Source organism: Catenuloplanes nepalensis (assembly GCF_030811575.1).
GTDB lineage: Bacteria > Actinomycetota > Actinomycetes > Mycobacteriales > Micromonosporaceae > Catenuloplanes > Catenuloplanes nepalensis.
This window is the reverse complement of record NZ_JAUSRA010000001.1, coordinates 7,567,722-7,591,313: the sequence shown is the minus strand read 5'-3', so window position 1 is coordinate 7,591,313 and position 23,592 is coordinate 7,567,722. Positions and strand designations below refer to the sequence as shown.

The 23,592-nt window shown below is 70.0% G+C and carries 25 protein-coding genes; 12 read left to right on the top strand and 13 right to left on the bottom strand.

Annotation, left to right across the window (positions count from 1 at the left end; all coding sequences use genetic code 11):
- The first annotated feature begins 30 nt into the window (after positions 1-30).
- From J2S43_RS32780 to J2S43_RS32735, 10 genes are all read left to right on the top strand, one after another.
- A complete protein-coding gene (locus J2S43_RS32780; protein ID WP_306835749.1) occupies positions 31-2,421 on the top strand; it encodes a chemotaxis protein CheW in 2,391 nt (796 codons plus the stop codon).
- Position 2,422: 1 nt separating this feature from the next.
- A complete protein-coding gene (locus J2S43_RS32775; RefSeq protein ID WP_306835746.1) occupies positions 2,423-2,866 on the top strand; it encodes a chemotaxis protein CheW in 444 nt (147 codons plus the stop codon).
- Between the two features lie 132 nt (positions 2,867-2,998).
- Complete coding sequence (locus J2S43_RS32770; RefSeq protein ID WP_306835744.1) at positions 2,999-3,850, top strand: hypothetical protein; 852 nt, start codon at positions 2,999-3,001, stop codon at positions 3,848-3,850.
- A gap of 118 nt (positions 3,851-3,968) precedes the next feature.
- Positions 3,969-5,117, top strand: a complete 1,149-nt coding sequence (locus tag J2S43_RS32765) for a protein-glutamate methylesterase/protein-glutamine glutaminase (RefSeq protein WP_306835742.1) — start codon at positions 3,969-3,971, stop codon at positions 5,115-5,117.
- Complete coding sequence (locus J2S43_RS32760; protein WP_306835739.1) at positions 5,114-5,959, top strand: CheR family methyltransferase; 846 nt, start codon at positions 5,114-5,116, stop codon at positions 5,957-5,959. Before J2S43_RS32765 ends, J2S43_RS32760 begins: the two co-directional genes overlap by 4 nt.
- Positions 5,960-5,964: 5 nt before the next feature.
- Positions 5,965-6,351: a response regulator gene (locus J2S43_RS32755; protein ID WP_306835738.1), complete on the top strand. Its 387-nt coding sequence runs from the start codon at positions 5,965-5,967 to the stop codon at positions 6,349-6,351.
- Positions 6,348-6,833 (top strand): chemotaxis protein CheX, encoded by a 486-nt coding sequence (locus tag J2S43_RS32750; protein ID WP_306835737.1) that lies wholly within the window; start codon positions 6,348-6,350, stop codon positions 6,831-6,833. Before J2S43_RS32755 ends, J2S43_RS32750 begins: the two co-directional genes overlap by 4 nt.
- Complete coding sequence (locus tag J2S43_RS32745) at positions 6,830-7,192, top strand: response regulator (protein ID WP_306835736.1); 363 nt, start codon at positions 6,830-6,832, stop codon at positions 7,190-7,192. The genes J2S43_RS32750 and J2S43_RS32745 overlap by 4 nt, the downstream gene beginning before the upstream one ends.
- Before the next feature lie 8 nt (positions 7,193-7,200).
- Positions 7,201-7,686 carry a hypothetical protein gene (locus J2S43_RS32740; RefSeq protein ID WP_306835735.1) on the top strand — a complete coding sequence of 162 codons (486 nt, stop codon included), beginning with the start codon at positions 7,201-7,203 and terminating at the stop codon, positions 7,684-7,686.
- A 184-nt stretch (positions 7,687-7,870) separates the two neighbouring features.
- Entirely contained in the window at positions 7,871-8,488 is a 618-nt protein-coding gene (locus J2S43_RS32735) for a hypothetical protein (RefSeq protein WP_306835733.1), read from the top strand.
- 57 nt (positions 8,489-8,545) lie between these two features.
- Here the strand turns inward: J2S43_RS32735 and J2S43_RS32730 are convergent, their stop codons facing one another.
- Positions 8,546-8,812, bottom strand: a complete 267-nt coding sequence (locus tag J2S43_RS32730) for a hypothetical protein (protein ID WP_306835732.1) — start codon at positions 8,810-8,812, stop codon at positions 8,546-8,548.
- Between the two features lie 13 nt (positions 8,813-8,825).
- A complete protein-coding gene (locus J2S43_RS32725) occupies positions 8,826-10,478 on the bottom strand; it encodes a sodium:solute symporter family protein (RefSeq protein WP_306835729.1) in 1,653 nt (550 codons plus the stop codon).
- Positions 10,479-10,631: 153 nt separating this feature from the next.
- On the opposite strand from J2S43_RS32725, the gene J2S43_RS32720 reads away from it, so the two are divergent.
- Positions 10,632-12,059, top strand: coding sequence for an MFS transporter (locus J2S43_RS32720; protein ID WP_306835727.1), 1,428 nt, complete (start codon positions 10,632-10,634; stop codon positions 12,057-12,059).
- Between the two features lie 477 nt (positions 12,060-12,536).
- On the opposite strand, the gene J2S43_RS32715 is transcribed toward J2S43_RS32720, so the two are convergent.
- On the bottom strand, positions 12,537-12,902 hold the full coding sequence (locus tag J2S43_RS32715; protein ID WP_306835726.1) for a winged helix-turn-helix transcriptional regulator: 366 nt from the start codon (positions 12,900-12,902) through the stop codon (positions 12,537-12,539).
- Positions 12,903-12,994: 92 nt separating this feature from the next.
- On the opposite strand from J2S43_RS32715, the gene J2S43_RS32710 reads away from it, so the two are divergent.
- Complete coding sequence (locus tag J2S43_RS32710; RefSeq protein ID WP_306835725.1) at positions 12,995-14,011, top strand: zinc-binding alcohol dehydrogenase family protein; 1,017 nt, start codon at positions 12,995-12,997, stop codon at positions 14,009-14,011.
- A gap of 158 nt (positions 14,012-14,169) precedes the next feature.
- Here J2S43_RS32710 and J2S43_RS32705 read toward each other — a convergent pair whose 3' ends face one another.
- The 10 genes from J2S43_RS32705 to J2S43_RS32660 all read right to left on the bottom strand — a co-directional run bounded on the left by J2S43_RS32705 (position 14,170) and on the right by J2S43_RS32660 (position 23,589).
- Positions 14,170-14,949, bottom strand: a complete 780-nt coding sequence (locus J2S43_RS32705) for a S1 family peptidase (RefSeq protein ID WP_306835724.1) — start codon at positions 14,947-14,949, stop codon at positions 14,170-14,172.
- Between the two features lie 111 nt (positions 14,950-15,060).
- Positions 15,061-15,336, bottom strand: coding sequence for a hypothetical protein (locus J2S43_RS32700; RefSeq protein WP_306835723.1), 276 nt, complete (start codon positions 15,334-15,336; stop codon positions 15,061-15,063).
- On the bottom strand, positions 15,337-17,064 hold the full coding sequence (locus tag J2S43_RS32695; RefSeq protein WP_306835721.1) for a hypothetical protein: 1,728 nt from the start codon (positions 17,062-17,064) through the stop codon (positions 15,337-15,339). It abuts the gene before it with no gap.
- Complete coding sequence (gene flhA, locus J2S43_RS32690) at positions 17,042-19,093, bottom strand: flagellar biosynthesis protein FlhA (protein WP_306835719.1); 2,052 nt, start codon at positions 19,091-19,093, stop codon at positions 17,042-17,044. The genes J2S43_RS32695 and flhA overlap by 23 nt, the downstream gene beginning before the upstream one ends.
- 106 nt (positions 19,094-19,199) lie before the next feature.
- Complete coding sequence (locus J2S43_RS32685) at positions 19,200-20,273, bottom strand: EscU/YscU/HrcU family type III secretion system export apparatus switch protein (protein WP_306835717.1); 1,074 nt, start codon at positions 20,271-20,273, stop codon at positions 19,200-19,202.
- A gap of 46 nt (positions 20,274-20,319) precedes the next feature.
- The gene (fliR, locus tag J2S43_RS32680; protein ID WP_306835716.1) at positions 20,320-21,087 is read right to left on the bottom strand and encodes a flagellar biosynthetic protein FliR; all 768 of its coding nucleotides are present in this window, start codon (positions 21,085-21,087) and stop codon (positions 20,320-20,322) included.
- Between the two features lie 18 nt (positions 21,088-21,105).
- On the bottom strand, positions 21,106-21,375 hold the full coding sequence (gene fliQ / locus J2S43_RS32675; protein WP_306835715.1) for a flagellar biosynthesis protein FliQ: 270 nt from the start codon (positions 21,373-21,375) through the stop codon (positions 21,106-21,108).
- Between the two features lie 620 nt (positions 21,376-21,995).
- The gene (gene fliQ, locus J2S43_RS32670) at positions 21,996-22,265 is read right to left on the bottom strand and encodes a flagellar biosynthesis protein FliQ (protein ID WP_306835714.1); all 270 of its coding nucleotides are present in this window, start codon (positions 22,263-22,265) and stop codon (positions 21,996-21,998) included.
- A 107-nt stretch (positions 22,266-22,372) separates the two neighbouring features.
- A complete protein-coding gene (gene fliP / locus J2S43_RS32665) occupies positions 22,373-23,146 on the bottom strand; it encodes a flagellar type III secretion system pore protein FliP (protein ID WP_306835713.1) in 774 nt (257 codons plus the stop codon).
- Positions 23,143-23,589 carry a FliO/MopB family protein gene (locus J2S43_RS32660; protein ID WP_306835711.1) on the bottom strand — a complete coding sequence of 149 codons (447 nt, stop codon included), beginning with the start codon at positions 23,587-23,589 and terminating at the stop codon, positions 23,143-23,145. The genes fliP and J2S43_RS32660 overlap by 4 nt, the downstream gene beginning before the upstream one ends.
- Between the last annotated feature and the right edge of the window lie 3 nt (positions 23,590-23,592).

Sequence of the window (23,592 nt, the reverse complement as noted above, 5' to 3'; positions counted from 1 at the left end):
GGCTCCTGCACCGGAGCAGGAGGGAAGCCTGTGGAAGAGCTTGGCGAGATCGTCGGCGAGTTCCTGATGGAGAGCCACGAGAACCTGGACCAACTGGACCGGGACCTCGTGTCGCTGGAGCAGGACCCCGGATCGCGTGACCTGATCTCACGCATCTTTCGGACGATCCACACAATCAAGGGCACCAGCGGGTTCCTCGCGTTCTCCCGGCTGGAGACCCTGACCCACGCGGGTGAGTCGCTCCTGTCGCGGTTGCGCGACGGCGTGCAGCCGGTGACCGCGGAGACCATCACCGCGTTGCTCGCGATGCTGGACGGCGTTCGTGCGCTGCTGGCCACGATCGAGGAGAGCGGCGCCGAGGGCGACGTCGACGTCGAGGGCATCATCGCCACCGTCAACGCGCAGATGGCTGAGCCGGGCGCCGCCGCGAAGCCGGCCGCGGACAAGCCGGCCGAGGCGGCCCCGGCCGAGGCCGAGGCGCCCAAGGCGCCGGCCGGCGTGCCGTCCGCGTTCGAGGACGAGGCCGCGGCCGAGGACGGCGAGCGGCCGACGCCCGAGCCGATCGAGGAGCAGCGCAAGCCGATCGGCGAGCAGTTGGTCGAGTCCGGCGCCGCTTCCACGGCCGACGTCGCGTCCGCGCTGCAGCAGCAGATCGAGGGCGACGAACGCAAGCTCGGCACGATCCTGCTCGACGAGGGCAAGGCGGCACCCGCCGCGGTCAGCGACGCGGTGCAGAACCAGGCGCCGAAGCGCAGCGTCGCGGACAGTGCGATCCGGGTCGACGTCGACCTGCTCGACGGGCTGATGAACCTGGTCGGCGAGCTCGTGCTCGCCCGCAATCAGCTGGTCCGCGGCGTGGCCGACCTGGGCGACCAGGCGATGATCCGCAGTGCCCAGCGGCTCAACCTGATCACCAGTGAGCTGCAAGAGGGCATCATGAAGACCCGCATGCAGCCGATCGACCACATCTGGTCGAAGCTGCCGCGAGTCGTGCGGGACCTCTCCAAGGCGCTGGACAAGCAGATCAACCTGGTCATGGAGGGCAAGGAGACCGAGCTCGACCGGACGCTGCTGGAGGCGGTCAAGGACCCACTGACCCACCTGGTCCGCAACGCGGTCGACCACGGCATCGAGGACGTGCCCACCCGCATCGCCTCCGGTAAGGGCCCGGAGGGCACGCTCACGCTGCGCGCGTTCCACGAGGGCGGTCACGTCACGGTCGAGGTCGCCGACGACGGCGCCGGACTGAACGTGGACCGGATCGCGAAGAAGGCCGTGGAGAACGGCCTGGCCAAGCCGGAGCAGATCGCGACCATGGACCGGCGCGAGATCATGTCGATGGTCTTCCAGCCCGGCTTCTCCACGGCCGCGAAGGTCACCAACGTCTCCGGCCGCGGCGTCGGCATGGACGTGGTCAAGACCAACATCGAGCGCGTCGGCGGCGCGGTCGGCGTGGACTCCGTCCCGGGCAAGGGCACCACCTGGCGCCTCACCATCCCGCTGACGCTGGCGATCATCCAGGCGCTCACCATCGACTGCGCCGATCAGCGGTACGTGGTGCCGCAGGCCTCGGTGCTGGAGCTGGTCTTCATCGACGGCAACTCGACGAAGATCGAGTACGCGTCCGGCGCCCCGGTCTACCGGCTGCGCGGCCGGCTGCTCCCGCTGGTTCGGCTGGACCGCACGCTCGGCCTGCCGGTCGGCGGTGACCAGGGCGTCTACATCGTGGTGCTGCAGGCCGACGGCCGCAGTTTCGGGCTGGTCGTGGACCGCGTCCTGAACACCGAGGAGGTCGTGGTCAAGGCGCTCAACTCGCGGTTCAAGGACGTGGGCCTGTACGCCGGCGCCACCATCCTCGGCCACGGCAAGGTCGGCCTGATCCTGGACGTCGCGTCGCTGGCCCGCCGGTCGAACCTGGCGACCAGCTCCGAGCGCGACTCCAGCATCAGCGCCCGGGACAGCCGCGGCCCCAGCGACAACGCGGAGCGGCTGCTGGTCACCGCGGTCGGCGAGCGCCGGGTGGCGATCCCGCTGGACACGGTCACCCGTCTGGAGGAGTTCCCGATCGCGAAGATCGAGCACGCCGGCAGCCGGGAGGTCGTGCAGTACCGCGGCCAGATCCTGCCCCTGGTCCGGCTGTCGTACCTGCTCGGTGCGATGCCGGAGGAGACCGGCGAGACGGTCTCCGTGGTGGTCTACAGCGAGGGCGAGCGCAGTGTCGCGCTGGTCGTCGACAAGATCGTGGACATCGTGGAGGACGCGATGACCGCCCGCCGGAACGTCGACGACGACGGCCTGGTCGGTACCGCGGTCATCCAGCAGCGGGTCACCGAGCTGCTCGACGTCCGCCGCGCGATCGTCGCGGCCGACCCGAACTTCTACAGCGACCTGCACGAGGACGAGATGCTGGTGGAGGCCTGAGATGGCGACGCGGCAGTATGCCACCTTCGAGGTGGCCGGTCAGCTCTTCGGGGTCGAGGTGCACACCGTGCAGGAAGTGCTCTCCTACAACGAGTACACGATGGTGCCGCTGGCACCGTCCGCGGTCGGCGGCCTGTTCAACCTGCGCGGTCAGGTGATCGCGGCGGTGGACCTGCGGGTGCAGCTGGGCCTGCCCCGGCAGTCGCTGGACGGGCCGGTGATGAACGTGATCCTGCGCGGCGACGAGGAGCCGGTCAGCCTGCTGGTCGACAAGATCGGCGAGGTCGTCGACCTGGACGAGGCCACGTTCGAGCCGCCGCCGGACACACTGAACGGCCCGACCCGTGAGCTGGTGGTCGGCACGTTCAAGCTGGAGGGCCGCCTGATGCTCGCGCTCAACGTGGCGCAGGCAGTGGACACCTACCGCACTCCGGCCGCGAGCTAGGCCTGGCGCTTGTGATCATCTCCGGACCCTCGTACCCATCGGCCGCCGTGCACCGGCGGCCGGCGGGCGCGGGGGTCCGCTTCTGTGAGGCCGGGGTGCTGAGAACTCGTGTATAGCCTTGTCAGTGCGCCCGTGCTCGGCTTCGACCTGACCCGGTTGGCCGGCGGCTCCGCCACCGCCGAGGTGCTGCTGCGGGCGCTGCGGCTGCGCCGGGAGGATCTGCCGGTGCTGGCCGGCACGCTGCCGAGCGAGGAGATCCGCGCGCCGCTGTGGCTCGAGGTGGAGAGCGCGGCGCGCCAGGTGCCGACGCTGCGCGGGCTGTCCGACATGGCGGACTCCGCGGCCGCGCTCACCATGGTCGAGCGGGCCCCGATCGGCAGCGTCGACTCGCTGCTCACCTGCGTGCGCTACGACGTGATGTCCTGGACGTGGATCGGCAAGGGCCGCGGCGCCCGTCAGGACGAGGTCGCGGAGAAGGCGACCGCGTTGCTCTGTGACGCGGTGGTCGCCTCGTACCTGCGCGAGGTCCTGGACGACACCGTGCGCCGCCGGCTCGGCGCGGGCTGGGTGGCCGCGGTCCGCCGGCTGCCCGGTGGCCCGCCGGTCGACCTGGGCCCGCACCACTACGTGGTCTCCTCGCTGCTGGAACGGCTGCGCTCGCTGACCGGGGCGGACGTGGAACGGCTGATCCGCTCCGGCGAGGACGCGCGGGTGAACTCCGGCGGCTGGTCCCCGGCCGTGCACTCGGCGTCCTGGGCGGCGTACCTGTCGGACCGGATCCGCACGGCCGCGGCCGCCCAGCTGCTGCTGGTGCAGGCGATCGACACGTCCGCGGTGCCGATGTCCGCGCGGGCCGGCGGCGTCTGGAACATGCTCAGCGGCGCGGTCCAGGCGCTGGTGGTCCGCGATCTGCTGGACACCGGCACCGCGCACCGGCTGCTGAGCCCGGTCGTGGCCGCTTTGGGACCGGCATGGCTGTCCTGACCGATATATCCCCGTTGCGAGAAAGCCTCAATTCGGTCGTGATGGGGTCGATTCAAGGTTGCGGGTGGGGTGCGGAGAGCGCGCCGGCCCGCCGGATGTGGCGCAGGGAGGCGACGAAGTGACGATCGCAGTGATGGTGGTCGACGACTCAGTGGTCGTCCGCCGGCTGATCGTGGACGCGCTCGACGGCATGCCGGACATCAAGGTCGTCGGCACCGCCTCCAACGGCCGTCTGGCCCAGGCGAAGATCGACCAGCTGAAGCCGGACGTCATCACGATGGACATCGAGATGCCGGAGATGAACGGCATCGAGGCGGTCCGGGAGCTGCGCAAGCGGCACAAGACGCCGGTGATCATGTTCAGCACGCTCAGCGCCGCGGGCGCCACCGCGACGCTGGACGCGCTGGCCGCGGGCGCCACGGACTACGTCACCAAGCCGGCGAACGTGGGCAGCGTCCAGGCCTCCATCCAGGCGGTACGCGACCAGCTGGTGCCGAAGATCCACGCGCTGGGCGGGCGCCGCGGTGGACCGCCGCTCGCCGGCCGCCCGCCGGCCCGTCCGATGGCCCCGGCACGTCCCGGCGCGCCGATGGGCCGCCCCGGCCTGCCGCCGCTGCCCGGTGGCCCGGCCCCGCACGGCGGTCCCGGCGCACCCAGCGGGCGGATCGACCTGATCGCGGTGGGCTGCTCGACCGGCGGCCCGGACGCGCTCGCCCGGGTGGTGCAGTCGTTCCCCGGAGACCTGCCGGTGCCGGTGGTGGTCACCCAGCACATGCCGCCGGTCTTCACGAAGATGTTCGCCGAACGGCTGGACCGCACGAACGCGATCCAGGTCGTCGAGGCGACGGACAGCATGACGCTCAAGCCGGGGGTCATGTACATCGCTCCCGGCGATCGCCACCTCGTCCTGGTCAAGCGAGGAACCGGCGTGGTCACCCAGCTGTCCACAGCACCGCCGGAGAACTCCTGCCGGCCCGCCGTGGACGTGATGTTCCGAGCGGTCGGCCGCGCCTACGGCGGCTCGACCCTCGCCGTGATCCTGACCGGCATGGGTCAGGACGGCCGCAACGGCTGCCAGGAACTCCGGGCGGCCGGCGCCGAGATCGTCGCGCAGGACGAGGCGACCTCGGTGGTGTGGGGAATGCCCGGCGCGGTCGTCACCGCGAACCTCGCCCACACCGTGCTGCCGCTGGACCAGATCGGCCCGTACCTGACCTCTCGTGTGAATGCCGGCCGCACGGCCCGGCCGAAGGTGGTGACTCGATGACACTGTCTCAACAAGACTTCTCATTCGTCGCTGGGCTCGTGCGGCGCGAGGCGTCGATCGTGCTGGCTCCGGGCAAGGAGTACCTGGTCGAGGCGCGGCTGATCCCGGTCGCACGCCAGATCGGCGCGGCCAGCGTGACGGAGTTCCTGGCGAACATCCAGCGGCGTCCGGATCCCACGCACCAGCGGATGATCGTGGACGCGCTGACGACGAACGAGACGTCCTGGTTCCGGGACCGTGAGCCGTTCACCGCTCTTACCGAGCAGATCCTGCCGGAGCTGATCAGTTCCCGGGCGACCAGCCGCAAGCTGCGGTTCTGGTCGGCCGCGTGCTCCAGCGGGCAGGAGCCGTACAGCCTGGCGATCACGTTGCAGCAGGCGCTGCCGGCCGGCTGGAACTACGAGATCGTCGGCAGCGACATCTCCACCGAAATGATCAAGCGGGCCGAGGCCGGCGAGTTCAGCCAGGTGGAGATCAACCGGGGCCTGCCGGCCGCGCAGCTCGTGCACTACTTCGAGCGGGCCGGCGCGCACTGGCGGATCGCGCCCTCGCTGCGGCGCAACGTCTCCTTCACCCGGCTGAACCTGACCGCTCCGCTGCCGCCGCTGCCGCCGTTCGACGTCGTGTTCCTGCGGAACGTGCTCATCTACTTCGACGTGGACACCAAGCGCACCGTGCTGAAGAACATCGGGCGGATGCTGCGGCCGGACGGGTGGCTCTTCCTTGGAGCGGCCGAGACCACCATCGGCATCGATGACAACTATGAGCGGGTCGTAGCCGGGCGCACGTCGGCGTACCGACTCAAGTCTGCGGTGCCGGCCGGCATCGCTAGGAAGGGGTGAGCCACGTGCAGGCGATCTTGATCGACGACTCCCGGGCGATGCGCCTGATCCTGCGCCGCATCGTCGGGCAGATCGGCTTCGACGCGGTGGAGGCAGAGGACGGGCAGGCCGCCATCGACCTGCTCGACACCATGGAGAAGCCGCCCGAACTGGCGCTCATTGACTGGAACATGCCCAACATGAACGGCCTCGAGTTCGTCACCACGGTCCGCAAGCTACCGAAGTACCGCGAGATGACGCTCGTGATGGTCACCACCGAGAGCGAGCAGAGCCAGATCGTGCGTGCGCTCGCCGCCGGCGCGCACGAGTACGTGATCAAGCCGTTCACCGCGGGCGCCATGATCGAAAAGCTGGCCCTGCTGGGCCTCGTCCCTCAGGGAGCAACTTCATGAGTGATGTAGCTGCACTTCGGGTCGAAGATCTGCAGGAGATCGTCGAACAGGTGTGGTCGTCGTACCTCGACCCGGAGGGCATCGAGCCACTGCTCCCGGTCTACGACGACATCGACGGCATGAAGACCGACATGCACGCGTCCGTGTCGATCACCGGCACCTGGCACGGGCACGTGGTCGTCGCCTGCAACGAGCCGGCCGCGAAGAACTGCTCGGCCGCGTTCCTGGCGATGGAGGTCGAGGAGGTCGGCGAGGCCGACATGATGGACGTGCTCGGCGAGCTGGCCAACATCGTCGGCGGCAACGTGAAGAGCATGCTCCCGCCCGGCTGCTTCGTCTCGCTGCCGACCGTGGTCACCGGCGAGGCGCCGCACTATCCGTCCGCGGAGCCGGTCTGCCAGCTGGCCGGCACGTGGCTGGGTGACCCCTTCGTGATCACCATGTGGCGGAGCCGTGGCGACAGCGGGGGAGACGCGGCGTGAAGATTCTGATCGCGGACGACAGCCGGGTGATGCGCCAGATCGTCACCCGTACGCTGCGGCAGGCCGGCTTCGACGGGCATGACCTGGTCGAGGCGCAGGACGGCAAGCAGGCGTTCGACCTGGTGCAGTCCGAGAAGCCGGACCTGGTGATCTCCGACTGGAACATGCCGGAGATGACCGGCGTCGAGTGCCTGCGCCAGCTGCGGGCCAACGGCAACGACGTCAAGTTCGGCTTCGTCACCTCGGAGTGCACGCCCGAGATGATGCAGCAGGCCGAGGCCGCAGGTGCCCTGTTCTTCATCATCAAGCCGTTCACAGCTGAACGATTTGATGAGGTCTTTAGTCCAATTTTGGGATGATATGAGCCATGTCTGACACTCTCGCAGTCCCCGCCTCTCTCGCGGTGCGCAACATGCTCGGGGACACCCTGGGCCGCGATGTCACCGTCAATGTCGGAAACCCGCTGACGCAGAAGGATCTCCCCACCGCCACGGTGGCGATCTATGTCGACTCCTACAGCAAGGTCGTTGCCGTCCTCGGCATGGATCTCAAGCTCGCCGCGTTCGCCGGTGCCGCGCTGGGTCTGCTGCCGGTCGGCGGTGCGGAGGACGCCATCGACGACAAGGAGCTCTACCCGAACCTCGCGGAGAACGTCGGCGAGCTCTGCAACATCCTGACCGGCCTGCTCAACAAGGAGGGCGCGCCGCACGTCAAGCTCGACCGCGTCGTCTTCCCGGGCGAGTCGGTGCCGAACGACGCCCAGGCGCACCTGCTCGCGCTCGGCCGCCGCATCGACCTGTCCGTCGAGATCGCGCGGTACGGCACCGGCACCTTCTCGCTCTCGCTGGCCTGACCCCGCTCTTCCCGCGCCGCCGGTCCCATCAGGGGCCGGCGGCGCGACGCGTTCCAGATCAACACCACGATCCGGGGGTACGGCGTGAGCCGCGCCGCTCCCGGAATCCCTGGGATCTCCCCGCGACCGGCCGATGACCGGATTACAGCGGACCGTCTACCCCCGGTCCGAAAAGGAGATCGACATGGGTTCCATCAGCAGTGTCAGCGGTGGGGCGAACACCGCGTACGCGAACAGCGGCCGGGTCGAGCGGCGCGACCCGATGGCCGACGTCGCGAAGACGCTCGGCCTGGACAGCAACACGCTCCGGGAGAAGATGAAGGAGGGCAAGTCGCTCGCCGACATCGCGGAGACCCAGGGCGTCGCGAACGATGACCTGATCGCCGCGATCAAGCAGGGCATGCCGGTCGACAAGGCGAACTCCCCGCAGGCCACCGAGCTGGCCGAGTCGCTGGCCAACGCGACGAACGCGGGCGCGCTGGCCGCGGCCGGCGGTGCGGGCGGCCCCGGCGGTCCCGGCGGTGGCGGTCCCGGCGGTGGCGGTCCCGGCGGTGGCGGTCCGGGCGGCGGTCCCGGCGGTCAGCTCGGCGGGCCCGGGATCAGCAGCGCACCGCGCGCGACCACGGAGTCGGAGTCGCTCAGCCGGATCAGCAACCTGCTGGAGATGTCCACGGACGAGGTCAGCGAGCAGGTGCACAGCGCCTCCGACCTGCTCAACCTGGCCAGCTCCAAGGGCGTCACCGCCGAGCAGCTGACCTCGGTCCTGCAGCGCAGCGGCAGCCTGGTCGACGTCCGCGTCTGACCGCACGGCGAGGCCCGGGACGTACGCGTACCGTCCCGGGCCTCGAAGGTCTTGATCTTATTGATTCTGGGCCGGCGGTTCCGGGGTCTCGGCCGGGCGCAGCCACTGCCAGGCCAGGAACAGCAGGCCCAGCGCGAGCATGCCGAGGCCCATCCACAGGTTGATCCGGACGCCCTCGGCCTTGGCGATCTCGTCCGGGCCGTCGAGCAGCCCGACGACCGTGACGATCACGCCGTAGACCGTGAACAGCCCGCCGATCACGCGCCGGACGTCGAAGGTGCGCGCGGCCGAGGCGCGCTTCTGCTCGAGTTCGTTGTCGGTCATGTGGGTTCCCCCGTCACCAGATCGGGATGTAGAGCAGCACGGACAGAACCAGGGCGATCATGCCCAGCAGCACCGGCGATCGGTACCAGGCCGCGTCACCGGCCAGCGCGTCGCTCGCGCCACCGGTGCCCTGCAGCCCGTAGACCAGGCCGCGCAGGTCGTCGTCGGACTTCGGCCGGGTCAGCGGCGTGATGATCAGTGCGACGATCACCACGGTGAAGAACGCGATGCCGGAGCCCCAGAAGCTCTCCTCCAGGTCGGAGTCGAACGGCAGCGTCCCGGCCTTGTAGAGCAGGTAGACCGTGAACGACGCGAGCGTGCCGAGCAGCAGCGACCAGAAACCGGCCTGCGCGGTCATCCGCTTCCAGAACATGCCCACGATGAACGTCGCGAACAGCGGCGCGTTGAACAGGCTGAACAGCGTCTGGATGTAGTTCATGATGTTGTTGAAGTCGGCCGCGATGAACGCGGTGCCGATGCCGATCACCACGCCGCAGACCGTGGCGATCCGGCCCACCCGCAGGTAGTACTCGTCCGGCCGGTCCTTACGGACGTAGGCCTGCCAGATGTCGTAGGTGAAGACCGTGTTGAAGCCGCTGACGTTCGCGGCCATGCCGGCCATGAACGACGCGATCAGGCCGGTCACCGCGATACCGAGCACACCGTTCGGCAGCAGGTCGCGCATCAGCAGCGGGATCGCGTTGTTGTACTGCAGCGCGCCGGACTCCGCGCCCAGCCCGGACACGGTCACCAGCGCGATCAGGCCGGGCACCACGACGACCAGCGGGATCAGCAGCTTCGGGAACGCCGCGATGATCGGGGTACGCCGGGCCGCGCTCATGTTGCGGGCGGAGAGCGCGCGCTGCACCTCGGCGAAGTTCGTGGTCCAGTAGCCGAAGGACAGCACGAAACCGAGGCCGAAGACGATGCCGATCCAGTTCGCGCCGAGCGGATTGTCCTGGCCCGCGGTGTTCGCCCAGGTGTGCAGCCCGGCCTCGCCGAGCGTGCTGTTCCGGACCGCGTCCGCCAGGCCGTTCACGCCGCCGACCTTGACCAGGCCGATCACGGTGAGCGGGATCAGGCCGGCCAGGATCACGAAGAACTGCAGCACCTCGTTGTAGATCGCCGAGGTGAGGCCGCCGACCGTGATGTAGGCCAGCACGATCGCGGCGCCGACCACGATGGACACCCACAGCGGCCAGCCGAGCAGCGCCTCCAGCACCAGCGCCAGCGCGAACAGGTTGACGCCCGCGATCAGCACCTGGGCGAGCGCGAAGCTCAGGGCGTTGAGCAGGTGCGTCGGCCGGTTGAAGCGGCGGAGCAGGAACTCCGGCACGCTGCGCACCTTGGAGCCGTAGTAGAACGGCATCATCACGATGCCCAGGAAGACCATCGCGGGTACGGCGCCGATCAGGTAGTAGTGCAGCGTCATCATGCCGTACTGCGCGCCGTTCGCGGCCATGCCGATGATCTCGAGCGCGCCGAGGTTGGCCGAGACGAACGCCAGGCCGGTCACCCAGGCCGGCAGCGACCGTCCGGACAGGAAGAAGTCGACGCTGGTCTTGATCGCGCGCCGGGCCGCGAAGCCCACGCCGAGCACGGTGCCGAAGTAGAGCGCCAGGATGAGATAGTCGATTATGCCAAGATCGAGTCTTAGCTCCTCCACGGAACACCTCCCCAGGTGCCGGCGTGGGGTGCCGGTCGCCGGGCCGTGGACTACCCCTCGGTAACGGTGCTTACACGCGCGGGATCGTGTTGCGCGCCACGTGTCAGTCGATCATCGGATCGGTAGGCTGCGGATGTCGAAAAGGGGGGCGGAATGGGGCGTGGCCGTCGCCTGCTGGTCCTGCTGATCTGTTGCATGAGCCTGCTGATCGTCGGCCTGGACAACACGATCGTCCAGGTGGCACTGCCGTCCATCCGAGCCGACCTGGACGCGTCCCTGTCCGGTCTGCAGTGGACGGTCGACGCGTACACGCTGGTGCTGGCGAGTCTCCTGATGCTGGCCGGCTCGACCGCGGATCGGATCGGACGGCGGCGCGTGTTCCAGACCGGCCTGCTCGTCTTCGCGCTCGGCAGCCTGGCCTGCAGTCTCGCGCCCACATTGGAGTGGCTGATCGCGGCGCGCGTGCTGCAGGCGATCGGCGGCTCGATGCTCAACCCGGTCGCCATGTCGATCATCACGAACACGTTCACCGACCCGCGCGAGCGCGCCCAGGCGATCGGCGTCTGGGGCGCGGTCAGCGGCCTCGGCATGGCGCTCGGCCCGGTGCTCGGCGGCATCCTGATCGACAGCGTCGGCTGGGAGGCGATCTTCTGGATCAACATCCCGGTCGGCATCGCCGCGATCGTACTGACCGCGCTCTACGTGCCGGAGTCCCGCGCCGACCACCCGCGCCGCCCCGACCCGGCCGGGCAGCTGCTGGTGCTGACGTTCCTGGCCATGCTCACGTTCGGCATCATCGAGGGCCCGAACCTCGGCTGGACCTCGCCGTTCATCGTCGGCGCGTTCGCCGCGGCCGCGCTGTCCCTGGCCGGCCTGCTGATCTACGAGCCGCGGCGCGAAGAGCCACTGCTCGACCTGCGCTTCTTCCGCAGCGCGCCGTTCTCCGGCGCGGTGCTCATCGCGATCAGCGGGTTCGCCGCGCTGGCCGGCATGCTCTTCCTCGGCACGCTCTACCTCCAGGAGGTGCGCGGCCTCTCGGCACTGCACGCCGGCCTGTGGATGCTGCCGATCGCGGCCGCCACCGTCATCTTCTCGCCGATCGCGGGCCGCCTCGTCGGTGCGCGCGGCACCCGGCTCCCGCTGATCATCGCGGGCGTCTCGATGACCGCGGCCGGCGCGATGCTGGCCGCGTTCACCGCCACGACGCCGCTACCGTGGATCCTGCTGCCGTACGCGCTCTTCGGCCTCGGCTTCGGCATGCTGAACACCCCGATCACCAACACCGCGGTCTCCGGCATGCCGCGCGCCCAGGCCGGTCTGGCCGCCTCGGTCGCCTCCACCAGCCGCCAGGTCGGCCAGTCCCTCGGCGTGGCCGTGATCGGCGCCGTGGTCGCCACCGGCCTCGGCGACGCCACCGGCGCCACCCTCGCCGCCGACTTCCCCGCGGCCAGCCGCCCTGGCTTCCTCATCGTCGCCACCGGCGGCCTCATCGTCCTCCTCGTCGGCCTCGCCACCACCACCCCGCGCGCCAAGGCCTCCGCCGCCCGCGTCGCCGCCGCCCTCGACCCGGTTCACACCTGACATCCACGATTCCGGCGCCAGCGCCGGCTGCGGCGCCGGTCACCGCACGCAACGCGATTCCCGCGTCGATCCCGATGCCGCATCCGGGCGCCGCCGTGTGCGCGATTCCCGCGTCGATCCCGATGTTGTGCCCGGGCGCCGCGTTGTGCGCGATTCCCGCATCGATGCCGACGTTGCAGCCGGGCGCTGCCGTGCGTGCGATTCCCGCGCTGATCCGGGGGTCGCGGCCGGTCGTCGCGATGCGCGCGATTCCCGCGCTGACGCTGTCCCGCAGGGCGGCATCACCGCCGCGCCCGCCGGCCACGTTGCCGCACGCTTTGCTCTGCTTACATTGACAAATCGCCGCAAAGCGTGCGGCGGAGACGGCGGCTGTCGGCGTACCGTCGGGTCTTCTTTGGACTGTTTTGTTCCTGTAAGCAGAGCAAAGCAACGCCGGGGAGAGGTGGGCGGGGCCGGTCGCGGGAATCGCGGCGTGGGCTAGGCGGTGGTGGGGAAGCGGTGGATGTTCTGTTCGACCCAGGTGCGGAGCAGCGCGAGCGGGGCGCACGCGTCGCGGCCGAGGTCGGTCAGCGCGTATTCCACGTGCAGTGGGACGGCGGGGAAGACCGTGCGGTCGACCAGGCCGTGGGCCTCCAGGCCGCGCAGCGTGTGGGTGAGCACCTTCGGGCTGACGCCCTGCAGCCGGTCGCGGAGTGCGCCGAAGCGCTGCGGGCCGCCCTCCAGCGCGCCGAGCGCGAGGGCGCTCCACTTGTTGGCCAGCAGGTCCAGCATGTCGCGGCAGGGGCAGGCGGCGGAGTAGACGTCGCGGGGGCCGCAGGTCTCGGCGTGGGGCTTGGCGCGCATCCGGCCAGGATAGTTCCCGAAGGGTAGTAGTTTCCTAGCGGTAACTACCGTCCATTGACGGTAACCACTGCCCGGGGGATACCTTCGCGGCCATGAGCGAAACGATGCGTGCGGTCGCGTACCGCAGAAGTCTTCCGGTCGATGATCCGGAGAGCCTGGTCGACGTGGAGCTGCCAGTGCCGGTGGCGCACGGCCACGACCTGCTGGTACGGGTGCACGCGGTCTCCGTCAACCCGGTGGACACGAAGGTGCGGCGCGGCGGCGATCCGGCGGCTGGACTGCGCGTGCTGGGCTTCGACGCGTCCGGGGTGGTCGAGGCGGTGGGGCCGGACGTCACCCGGTTCGCGGTCGGTGACGAGGTCTACTACGCGGGCTCGATCGGCCGGTCCGGCAGCGACGCGGAGCTGCACCTGGTCGACGAGAGGATCGCCGGGCCGAAGCCGGCGACGCTGACGCACGCGGAGGCGGCCGCGCTGCCGCTGACCACGATCACGGCGTGGGAGAGCCTGTTCGAGAAGCTGCGGGTGACCGCGGCGAGCACCGGCACGCTGCTGGTGGTCGGGGCGGCCGGCGGCGTCGGCTCGATGGTGATCCAGCTGGCCCGGCGGCTGACCGGGCTGACCGTGATCGCGACCGCGTCCCGGCCGGAGTCGCGCGAGTGGGCGCTGCGGATGGGCGCGCACCACGTGGTCGGCCACCGCGACGGGCTGGCGGACGCGGTGCTGGCGGTGGTGCCGGACGGCGTGGACCTGGTCTTCACCTCGTTCTCGGAGAAGGCCCCGATCAGCGAGTACGAACGGCTCACCGCGCCGTTCGGTCAGATCGTGGCGATCGACGACCCGGAGACGCTGGACGTGGTGCCGCTGAAGGGGAAGAGCATCAGCTGGCACTGGGAGCTGATGTTCACCAAGCCGCTGCGGCTGCCGGAGGACGACGGACAGCACCGCCTGCTCGGCGAGGTCGCCCGGCTGGTCGACGCGGGGGAACTGCGCAGCACGGTCACCGAGGAGCTGAGCCCGATCGGGGCGGAGGCACTGCGGAAGGCGCACGCGCTGGTCGAGTCCGGCGCGGTGACCGGCAAGGTGGTCGTGTCCGGCGGTTTCGCCTGACGACGGCGAAGGACAGCGGGTTCACCTGGCGTCGAGGGGGCGGCGGGTTCACCCGACGACGAAGGGGCGGCGGGGCTCGCCGACGTCGAGGGGGCGGCGGGCTCGGCTGAACGGCGAAGGGCCGGCCGGGTGACCGGCCGGCCCGCGCCACGACGGTGCTACAACGTGGCGGCCGCGGCGGCGATCGCTGCGGCGAACGTGCTCACCTCGCTGTAGACGCCCGGGTAGCCGGGGCGGGCACAGCCGGTGCCCCAGCTGACGATGCCGACCTGCACCACGGCGCCGGTGGAGGTGGTCTTGAACATCGGGCCGCCGGAGTCACCCTGGCAGGTGTCGGTGCCGCCCGCGGCGTACCCGGCGCAGATCATGTCGCTGGCGACGAACCGGCCGGTGTACGAGGACGCGCACGAGGTGTCGCTGACGAAGGGCACCGACGCCTTCAGCAGGTAACGCTGCTGCGCGCCGCCCTCGGTCGCGGAGCCCCAGCCCGCGACCGTGAACGTGCCCGAGTTGTTGGACGTGTTCGTGGCGATCGGCAGCGTCGCCAGGCCGGTGACCGGCGAGGCCAGCTTGATCAGCGCCCAGTCCTTGCCGGTGGTGACGCTGCGGTAGCCGGGAGCCCGGTAGACGTAGGTGGACCGGACCGTGATCCGGCTGGAGGACTGCAGGTCGACCACGCCCAGCGTCGCGGTGATGCCGGTGTTGGCGCCGGTGGCGCCGACGCAGTGGGCCGCGGTCAGCACGATCTGCGACGTGTAGAGCGCGCCACCGCACCCCATCGAGAGCCGCACCATGAACGGGAACTCGCCCTGCGCGGCACGCGTGCCGCCGACGACGTCCGGCTTCGCCTGCGCCACGCCGGGCACGGCGGTGCTCCCCAGCGCGACGGCCGTGATGAGCGCGAGCGCGAGCCCGAGCGTCCTACCCCAACGAGCCATGTGTCCTCCCGAACGCGATCCGGACGCCTCGTGGGCGTCCGGATTTTCCTGGTTGCGGGGAGCCTATGGCTCGGTCGCCCATGGTGGGGCATATCGATTTGGCTATACCGTCTACTGGGCGAGACGCGGCGTGGCGTCCGAGATCGTGCCCTCCAGCGGCGCGGACTCCACCGCGGACTCCACCCCGGTCGCGACCGGCGCCTTCTGGCCGTAGCCGAACGTCACGTAGCGGAAACCGGCCAGCAGCAGCGCCGCAACGGGCACCGCGACCAGGAACCGGATCAGCGCGTCCGTGACGTCCAGCGTCTGCAGGATCAGCGACTGGAAGAAGGCCGGCAGGGAGAGGATCGCGGCGAACCACAGTGCAGACGGACGGATCAGCCCCATTTAACGCCTCCGCTTTCGGGTGGACTTCTTCTCGGATCGGGTCAGACGCTGGCACAACATGGCGGCCCACGCGTGCGGTGACGCGTCCTGGCCGTCGATCATGAAGATCGGTACTTCCAGACCCAGCACGGTGGCCGGGTCCGCGGTCACGGCGGTGCCGTACACCGCCACCGCGTCCACGTCACCCATGCTCGTCAGGTGGCGACGCGTGTCCGCGGTCTTCCGGGTCGCGTCGACGGCCGCCCACACCTCGGTCGCGCCGATGGCGTCGCAGACGTCCCGGACCCACTCCTCGTTCGGCTCGTTGACCGGGGCGTCGAGCACCACCACGTACGGTGTGTCGCCTCGGTGGATCTTCCGGGCCTTCTTCTCGGCCGCGCTCGGCCCGGAGATCTTCCGCGACGGGTGGATCCCGGTGCCGGACGCGGACGGGCCGGCCAGCAGCAGCCGGGACGCGTCCAGCCGCAGCTGCTCGATCACCTTCCGGGCGACCGGCAGCGCGTGGCTCAGCTCGCCGGCCACCACCAGCACGTCACCGGCCCTGGCCGGCGGCTGCGGCCGGGGCGGCAGGTCGGCCAGCGCCTCCAGCACCCCGCCGTAGGCGTCCGTGCCGGTCGCCCGTTCCGCCATCTCGGCCGGCATGCCCAGCGCGATCAGCTTCTCCGCGATCGGGCTCCGGACGACCTCGGCCACCGGCGCGGGTTCCGCGGCCGGCTTCGGTTCCGGCGGCGCGGGGGCCGCCTGCGGCGCCACCACGATCTCAGGAGCCAGAACCTCCGGAGCCTTCTGCGGTACGGCCGGGAGCGCCGGATGCACGGGGACCAGGGCCGATCGTTCCGGGGGCGCCGGAGCGGCCGGGATGATCGGCGCCTCGGGCGCCATCGTCGCTGTTGCCATCGGTGTGCTCATCGGCGGCGGCGCCGGTGCCGGCTGGGAAACCACGGGTGCCAACGGGTTGGTTTCCGCGATCAGCTGCTCCAGCAGCGCCGGGCTGACCATCGGGCCGCCCGGTGCCGGCGGGCCGTCCGGCGAGATCGCGGCCGGTGGCCGGTACGGCCGGACCGTGGGCGCGGCCGGTTTGAGCGGCACGTCGATCACGGGCGCGGCGCCGCCGGACGGTGCGGACGGTGTGACCGCGGGGTGCACAGCCGGTGCGCCGACGGTCACCGCGCGCTCGGCCGGCGCCCGGGTCAGGTGCCCGCTCTCCAGCCCCGCCATGATCTCGGCGAATGCCGGGCTCGCGGTGGAGACCAGGCCGGCGCGCGCGGGCAGTTCCCCGCCGCCGTGACCGCTGCCGCCGTGGCCGTATGGATTTCGTACCATCTGATCGTTTTGTTCTTCGCGGGCCGCGGCCCTGGCAAAGCCGTCCTTGTCCGCGCGCTCCAGCAGCGCGGCCAGCGTGTCCACCGGCTTCTCCCGGGGCGCCGGCTCCGGCCCGCCACCGGAGAAGCCGCCACCGCCGGCGAAACCACCACCACCGGAGAGGCCACCGCCGCCGGCGAAACCACCGCCGGGTCCCGCACCGTGCCCGCCGCTCGGCCGGCCGGCCATCACGTCGTCCGGGACCTCGACAGACAACTCGTACTTCTGTTTCGCGAAGAAGCCGCCGAACCCGCCGGTGCGGACCTTGTCCGCGGAGATGATGCGCACCGACGTGCCGTACTCCCTGCGCACCTGCTCCAGCAGCGGCTCGATGGCCGGACCCTCAAGCAGCACCCGCGTAGGCACCGTTCACCACCCCCATCGTCTCGATCTGCGCGGTCGAACCGGCGATCTCGGAGTAGGACATGACAGCGGTCTTGCGTCCACCGGCCCGCAACAGCCGGTGCAGCGGCGGCCGCAGCTGCGGGGAGCAGGCCAGCACCGGGTTCGCGCCCTGCTGCTCCGCCGTCTCGGCGTGCATCCCGATCTGGTTCACCACGTTCTCCGCGAGCGCCGCGTCCAGCGCCAGGAACAGGCCGTTCTCGCTCGGCCGCAGCGACTCCAGCATCGCGTGCTCCAGCTGCGGGTCGAGCGTGACCACGACGAGCGTGCCACCGGTGGAGAACTGCTGCGCGATCGCCGGGCCGAGCGCGGCGCGGGCCGCCTCCACCAGGCCGTCGTGGTCGGTGGAGATCTTCGCGCGCAGCGACAGCGACTCGAAGATGCGCACCAGGTCGCGGATGGCGACGCCCTCCTCCAGCAGCGACTGCAGCACGCGCTGGATCTGGCCGAGGCTGAGCAGCGACGGCGTCAGCTCCTCGACCACCACCGGGTGGGTGCGCTTGACCGTCTCGACCAGCGCCCGGACGTCCTCGCGGCCGAGCAGCCGGCTAGCGTTCGTGCGGACCACCTCGGCCAGGTGCGTGATGATCACCGAGGCGCGGTCGACCACGGTCGCGCCGGCCAGCTCGGCCTGATAGTGCAGTTCGGCCGGGACCCACTTGCCGGCCAACCCGAACACCGGCTCGATGCCGGCCCGGCCGGGCAGCGCGGAGAGGCCGTCGCCGATCGCCAGCACCGTGCCCGGCGGTGCCTGGCCACGGCCGGTCTCCACGCCGCTGATCCGGATCGCGTACCCGGAGAGCGGCAGTTCAAGATCGTCGCGGGTACGGACCGGGGGCATCACCACGCCGAGCTCCAGCGCGATCTTGCGGCGCAGCGCGCGGACCCGGTCCAGCAGGTCACCGCCGGTCGGGTCGACCAGGTCCACCAGGTCGGGGGAGAGCGCCAGCTCCAGCGGGTCGACCCGCATCTCACCCATGATCGACTCGGTGGTGTCCGGGTTGACCGCCGCGGCCGCCGCCCCCTCGGCCGCCTCGCCCGGCGCCGGCTCCTCCACCGGCGGCTTGAGCCGGGTGGACGCGAACAGCACCAGGCCGCCGACCACCAGGAACGGCAGCTTCGGCAGGCCCGGGATGACGCAGAGCGCGAGCGCGGCACCGCCGCCGATCTGCAACGCCAGCTTGTGCTGACCGAGCTGTTTGGTGACGCTGCTGCCCATGTCGCCCTCGGTGGCTGACCGGGTCACGATCAGACCGGTCGCCACGGACAGCAGCAGCGCCGGGATCTGCGAGACCAGGCCGTCACCGATGCTGAGCAGGCTGTACGTCTCGATCGCCTCGACCGGCGCCATGCCCTTCTGCAGCATGCCGACGCCGAAGCCGCCGATCAGGTTGATCAGCGTGATGATGATGGCCGCGATCGCGTCGCCCTTCACGAACTTCGAGGCACCGTCCATCGCGCCGTAGAAGTCCGCCTCCGCGGAGACCTCCTGGCGCCGCTTCCGCGCCTCCGGCTCGTCGATCAGGCCCGCGTTCAGGTCCGCGTCGATCGCCATCTGCTTGCCGGGCATCGCGTCCAGCGTGAACCGGGCGCCGACCTCCGCGACGCGTTCCGCGCCCTTGGTCACCACGACCATCTGCACGATCACCAGGATCGTGAAGATGACCAGGCCGACGATGAGCGAGCCGCCGACCACGAAGTGACCGAACGCCTCGATCACCTTGCCGGCGAAGCCGTCCATCAGCACCAGCCTGGTCGCGCTGATGTTCAGCGCCAGCCGGAACAGCGTGAAGATCAGAAGTAGCGCCGGGAAGATCGAGAACTCCAGCGGCTTCTGGACGAACATGCTGACCAGGACGATCAGGAGCGCGCCGGTGATATTGAACGCGATGAGCAGATCGAGGATCATCGTCGGCAGCGGCACCACCATCATCACGATGATCCCGATGACGCCGATCGGTACGGCCAGCTGGCCCATCAGCTTCGTGTTCACGGCACCTTCCACGGGTGTGGGGGTATTCCCGGGCTGGTCCGTGCCCCTGCGTGAAGGTGCCGTCCTGGCGACGTCCCGATCGGCGGTCCGGTGAAAGAGTTGAGGCTTATGCGGCCAGGCGGTGCGTACCCGCCGCGGAACCGCGCGACTTCAGGCTCATCACGAACGCCAGCACCTTCGCCACCGCGCCGTAGAACTCGGCCGGGATCTCCGCGCCGATCTCGCAGCTGCCGTAGAGCGCGCGGGCCAGCGGCACGTCCTGGATCATCGGGATCCGGTTCTCCGACGCCAGGTCGCGGATCTTCTGTGCCACGTTGCCCTGCCCCTTGGCGATCACCCGGGGCGCGCCCTTCTCCGGCTCGTACCGCATCGCGACCGCCACGTGCGTCGGGTTGACCAGCACCACGTCCGCCTTCGGCACGTCGGACATCATCCGGTTCCGGGCCATCGCGTGCTGCCGCGCCCGGATCTGGCCCTTCACGTGCGGGTCACCCTCGGTCTTCTTGTACTCGTCCTTCACCTCCTGCAACGACATCTTCAGCTGCTTCATCGTGCGCATCTTCACCACGAAGTAGTCGGCCGCGGCCATCACCAGGCCGGCTACCGCGGCCGTCCGGATGATGGCGATGGTGGCGTCCTTGACCATGTCGAGCAGTACCGCGAGCGGCAGGTTGCCGGCCGTCATCAGCGACGGGACCAGGTCCTTGATCTGTATGTAGAGCACGCCACCCAGCACCAGCGTCTTGATCAGCGCCTTGAAGCCCTCCCAGAGCGCCTGCATACCGACGATCCGCTTGATGCCCTGTAGTGGATTGAGCCGGGAGAACTTCGGCATCAGCAGCTTGGTGGCGACGTGGATGCCGCCCTGCGCGCCGGAGCCGATGATGCCGATCAGCATCATCGAGACCGCGAGCGGCGCCACCGCGAACGCCGAGCCGAGCAGCGCGTCCCGGAACATGTCCAGCGCGGAACCGACGTCCGGGTTCTCGACCACGTCCGGCAGCCGGAGGATCACCTCCCGCGCCTTGGCGACCGCCTTCTCCAGCGTCATCGGCACCAGCACGCTGGCGGCCGCGATCCCGGCCCAGGCCCCCAGGTCGGGGGTCTTGCCGATCTGGCCCTCCTCGCGGGCCTTCTTGAGTTTCTGCGGTGTGGGTTTCTCGGTCTTCTCGCCGCTCACGCCCCACCTCCCGGCTGCCGCCCCTGAACCGGACTGACGACCATCTTCAGCTGCCGGAGAGGGTGATGACGGCGGAGACCGCCTTCTCGACGATGGTGTCCAGCGCGCGCGGCAGCACCGCGATCGCCGTGCCGCCCAGCATCAGCACCAGGAAGATCTTGGCGGGGAAGCCGAGCGAGAACGCGTTGAGCGCCGGCGCGACGCGGTTGAGCAGGCCGAACCCGACGTCCGTCAGGAACAGCACCGCGATCAGCGGTCCGGCGATCTGGATCGCGGCCAGGAACATGTCACCCACGCCCTCGGTGAGCAGCTTGGCCAGCGTCTCCATGGAGAGCGTGTCGTTCAGCGGCAGCGAGGTGTAGGACATCATGAAGCCGCGCAGCACCATCTGGTGGCCGTCCGTGGCGAACAGCAGCGTGACGGCCAGCAGGTTGTAGAACCGGCCGAAGATCGAGCTCTGCACCTGGGAGAGCGGGTCGAACGCCATCGCGAGCGTGAAGCCGCCGAACAGGTCGATCATGTCGCCGGCCGCCTGGATCGCGGCGAACAGCAGCGCGGTCATGAAGCCCAGTGCGGCACCGACCGCGACCTGCTCGACCACGCTGATGAGAAGTGCCGATGTCGCCAGCTCCGGTACCTGACCGGCGAGCTTGGGCGACATCGGCAGCGCGAGCGCGAGAGCGAGGAGGGCCTTGATCCGGGCCGGGATCAGCCGGGAGTTGAACGGCGGGCACAGCGCCAGCCAGGCGGAGGCGCGGACCATGGCGAGCAGCAACGCCGTCATGTTCGCGGTCTGCAGCTGCATCGACAACATCGCCCGGCCGGCTCCTGCCTACCCGAGAAGGCTCGGGATCCGCTCGAAGAGAGCGTGGGTGAAGGAGATCATCTCGTGGAGCATCCAGTTGCCGGTGACCAGCAGCGCAACGCCACACGCGATGGCCTTCGGCACGAAGCTGAGCGTAGCCTCCTGGATCTGGGTCACGGACTGGAACAGCGAAATGGCGAAGCCGATGGCCAGCGCGGTGAGCAGAACGGGCGCGCACAGCTTGGCCGCGATGGTCATGGCCTCAAGCCCGAGGTGCACAACCTGCGTGTCCGTCAAGATTTCGCCTTCCGTAGAGATCCGCGGCGGCTCGTGCCCCGCTGAGAAATACTTTCCTCTCCCCCCGTGGCAGCCCGGTTACCCTCCCGGTCGCCACTCGGTTGCAGCCCCAACAAGCCACCCCTGCAATTCCCACCCACCCCGCGGGGGTACGCGCACCCCGCCCTCCTTTGCTCTGCTTACATGCACAAAACGCCCACCTCGGGCAGTGGGCCGTACCGATCGGGCGCCGGATTTGCGATGTTTGTCAATGTAAGCAGAGCAAAGCAGCGCGGCGGGAGTGGTGCGGGGCCGCGACCGAGCGCGCCGCGCGGGAGGTGATCGGCATGGGAATCACGGGGGTTTCGCTGAGCGCCAGGGAACCGGCTCCGACGCGGCGACCGGAGCGCCGGCGGAGGCCGCCGCGGGTTTGCCCGCGGGAGCAAACGGGCCGGACCACGCCGGATGCGGGAAGATCGGGTCCGGGATCGTCCTCGGGTTGGCTCAGTGCCCGCCGGAGCGAACGAAACTGGACCACGCCGGAAGCGGGGTCCAGAATCTGATCTCCCCAGCCTCGGCCTGGCCCAAAGCTCGCGGCTGTGGGATGACCGGGCCGGTAGTCAGCGGAAGCACAGTGGGTGTCAGCCGAGGAGGCTGGGGAGGCGGTCGAAGAGAGCGTGGGTGAAGGAGATCATCTCGTGGAGCATCCAGTTGCCGGTGACCAGCAGTGCGACGCCGCAGGCGATGGCCTTCGGCACGAAGCTGAGCGTGGCCTCCTGGATCTGGGTCACGGACTGGAAGAGGGAGATGGCGAAGCCGATGGCCAGCGCGGTGAGCAGAACGGGCGCGCACAGCTTGGCCGCGATGGTCATAGCCTCAAGCCCGAGGTGCACAACCTGCGTGTCCGTCATATTTCGCCTTTCGGAGAGGTCCGCTGGGCTCGTGCCCCGCTGAGAAGTACTTTCCTCTCCGCCAGTGGCAGCCCGGTTACCCTTCCGGTCGCCACTCGGTTGCAGGCTCAGCCGTAGCTGCCGACGAGCGCGGTGATGATCAGAGCCCAGCCGTCGACGAGCACGAAGAGCAGCAGCTTGAACGGGAGCGCGACGGTCACCGGCGGCAGCATCATCATGCCCAGCGACATCAGGGACGCGGACACCACGATGTCGATGATGAGGAACGGGATGAAGATGACGAAGCCGATGATGAAGGCGGCACGCAGCTCGGACAGGACGAACGCGGGCACCAGCGTGGTCAGCGGCACGGCGTCCGGGTTGGCCGGCTTCTCCGCGTCCGCGACCTTGGTGAGCAGCGCGATCTCGTCCGCGCGGGTGTTCTCCAGCATGAACGCGCGCAGCGGCCGCACGCCGTCGTTGAACGCCGCGGTCTGATCCTTGTCGCCCTTGAGATAGGGCTGTACGCCGGCCGCGTTCATCTCGGACAGGACCGGACTCATGATGAAGAACGTGATGAACAGGGCCAGACCGGCGACGACCTGGTTCGGCGGCATCGAGGTGAGGCCGAGCGCGTTGCGGGTGATGCCGAGGACCATGAAGACCTTGGTGAAACACGTGCACAGGAGCAGCAGAGCGGGCGCCACGGAGAGCAGCGTCAGGCCGACCAGCAGCACGATCGAGGTGCTGGGCTTACCGGCGTCGCCGCCGCCGTTGATGTTGATGTCGATCGTGCCGGCGTCGGTCGGCTGCGGTGCGGGCGCGGCGGCGACCGACGCGGGACTGAGGATCAGCAGCGCGCCGAGCAGGAGCAGCAGTGTGGCCGTGCGCCTCGCGGTCATCGGCGGACCGTCCGCTCCCTCAGGAAGTTCACGGTCTGTGACCAGGTGCGCCCGGACGCCGCGGCCCGGTCCGACGGGCGCTCCACGATCACGCTGTCCTCGGCGCCCTCGCCGCTGAGGTCCTCGCCGGGTTTCACGTGCTCGGGCAGCGTGATCCGGTTCCGCCGTTCGAGCGGCCCGGCCAGCTGGCGCTCGACCGAGGCCAGGTCGGTCTCGCCGAGCAGCGTCACCTGGCCCTCGGTCACGCCCACGATCAGCGCGCGGTCCACCACCCGGATCAGCGCGACCGAGGAGCCGCGGCTGAGCTGCGCGCGGGACAGCACGTCCAGCGCGGCGCCGCTGTGCCGCCCGGTGAGCGGCTTCTTCAGCACGCGCGCCAGGCCCCACATCAGCCCGAAGACGATGGCCAGCGAGAAGGTGATCCGGAGGACCAGCTCGAGCACGGT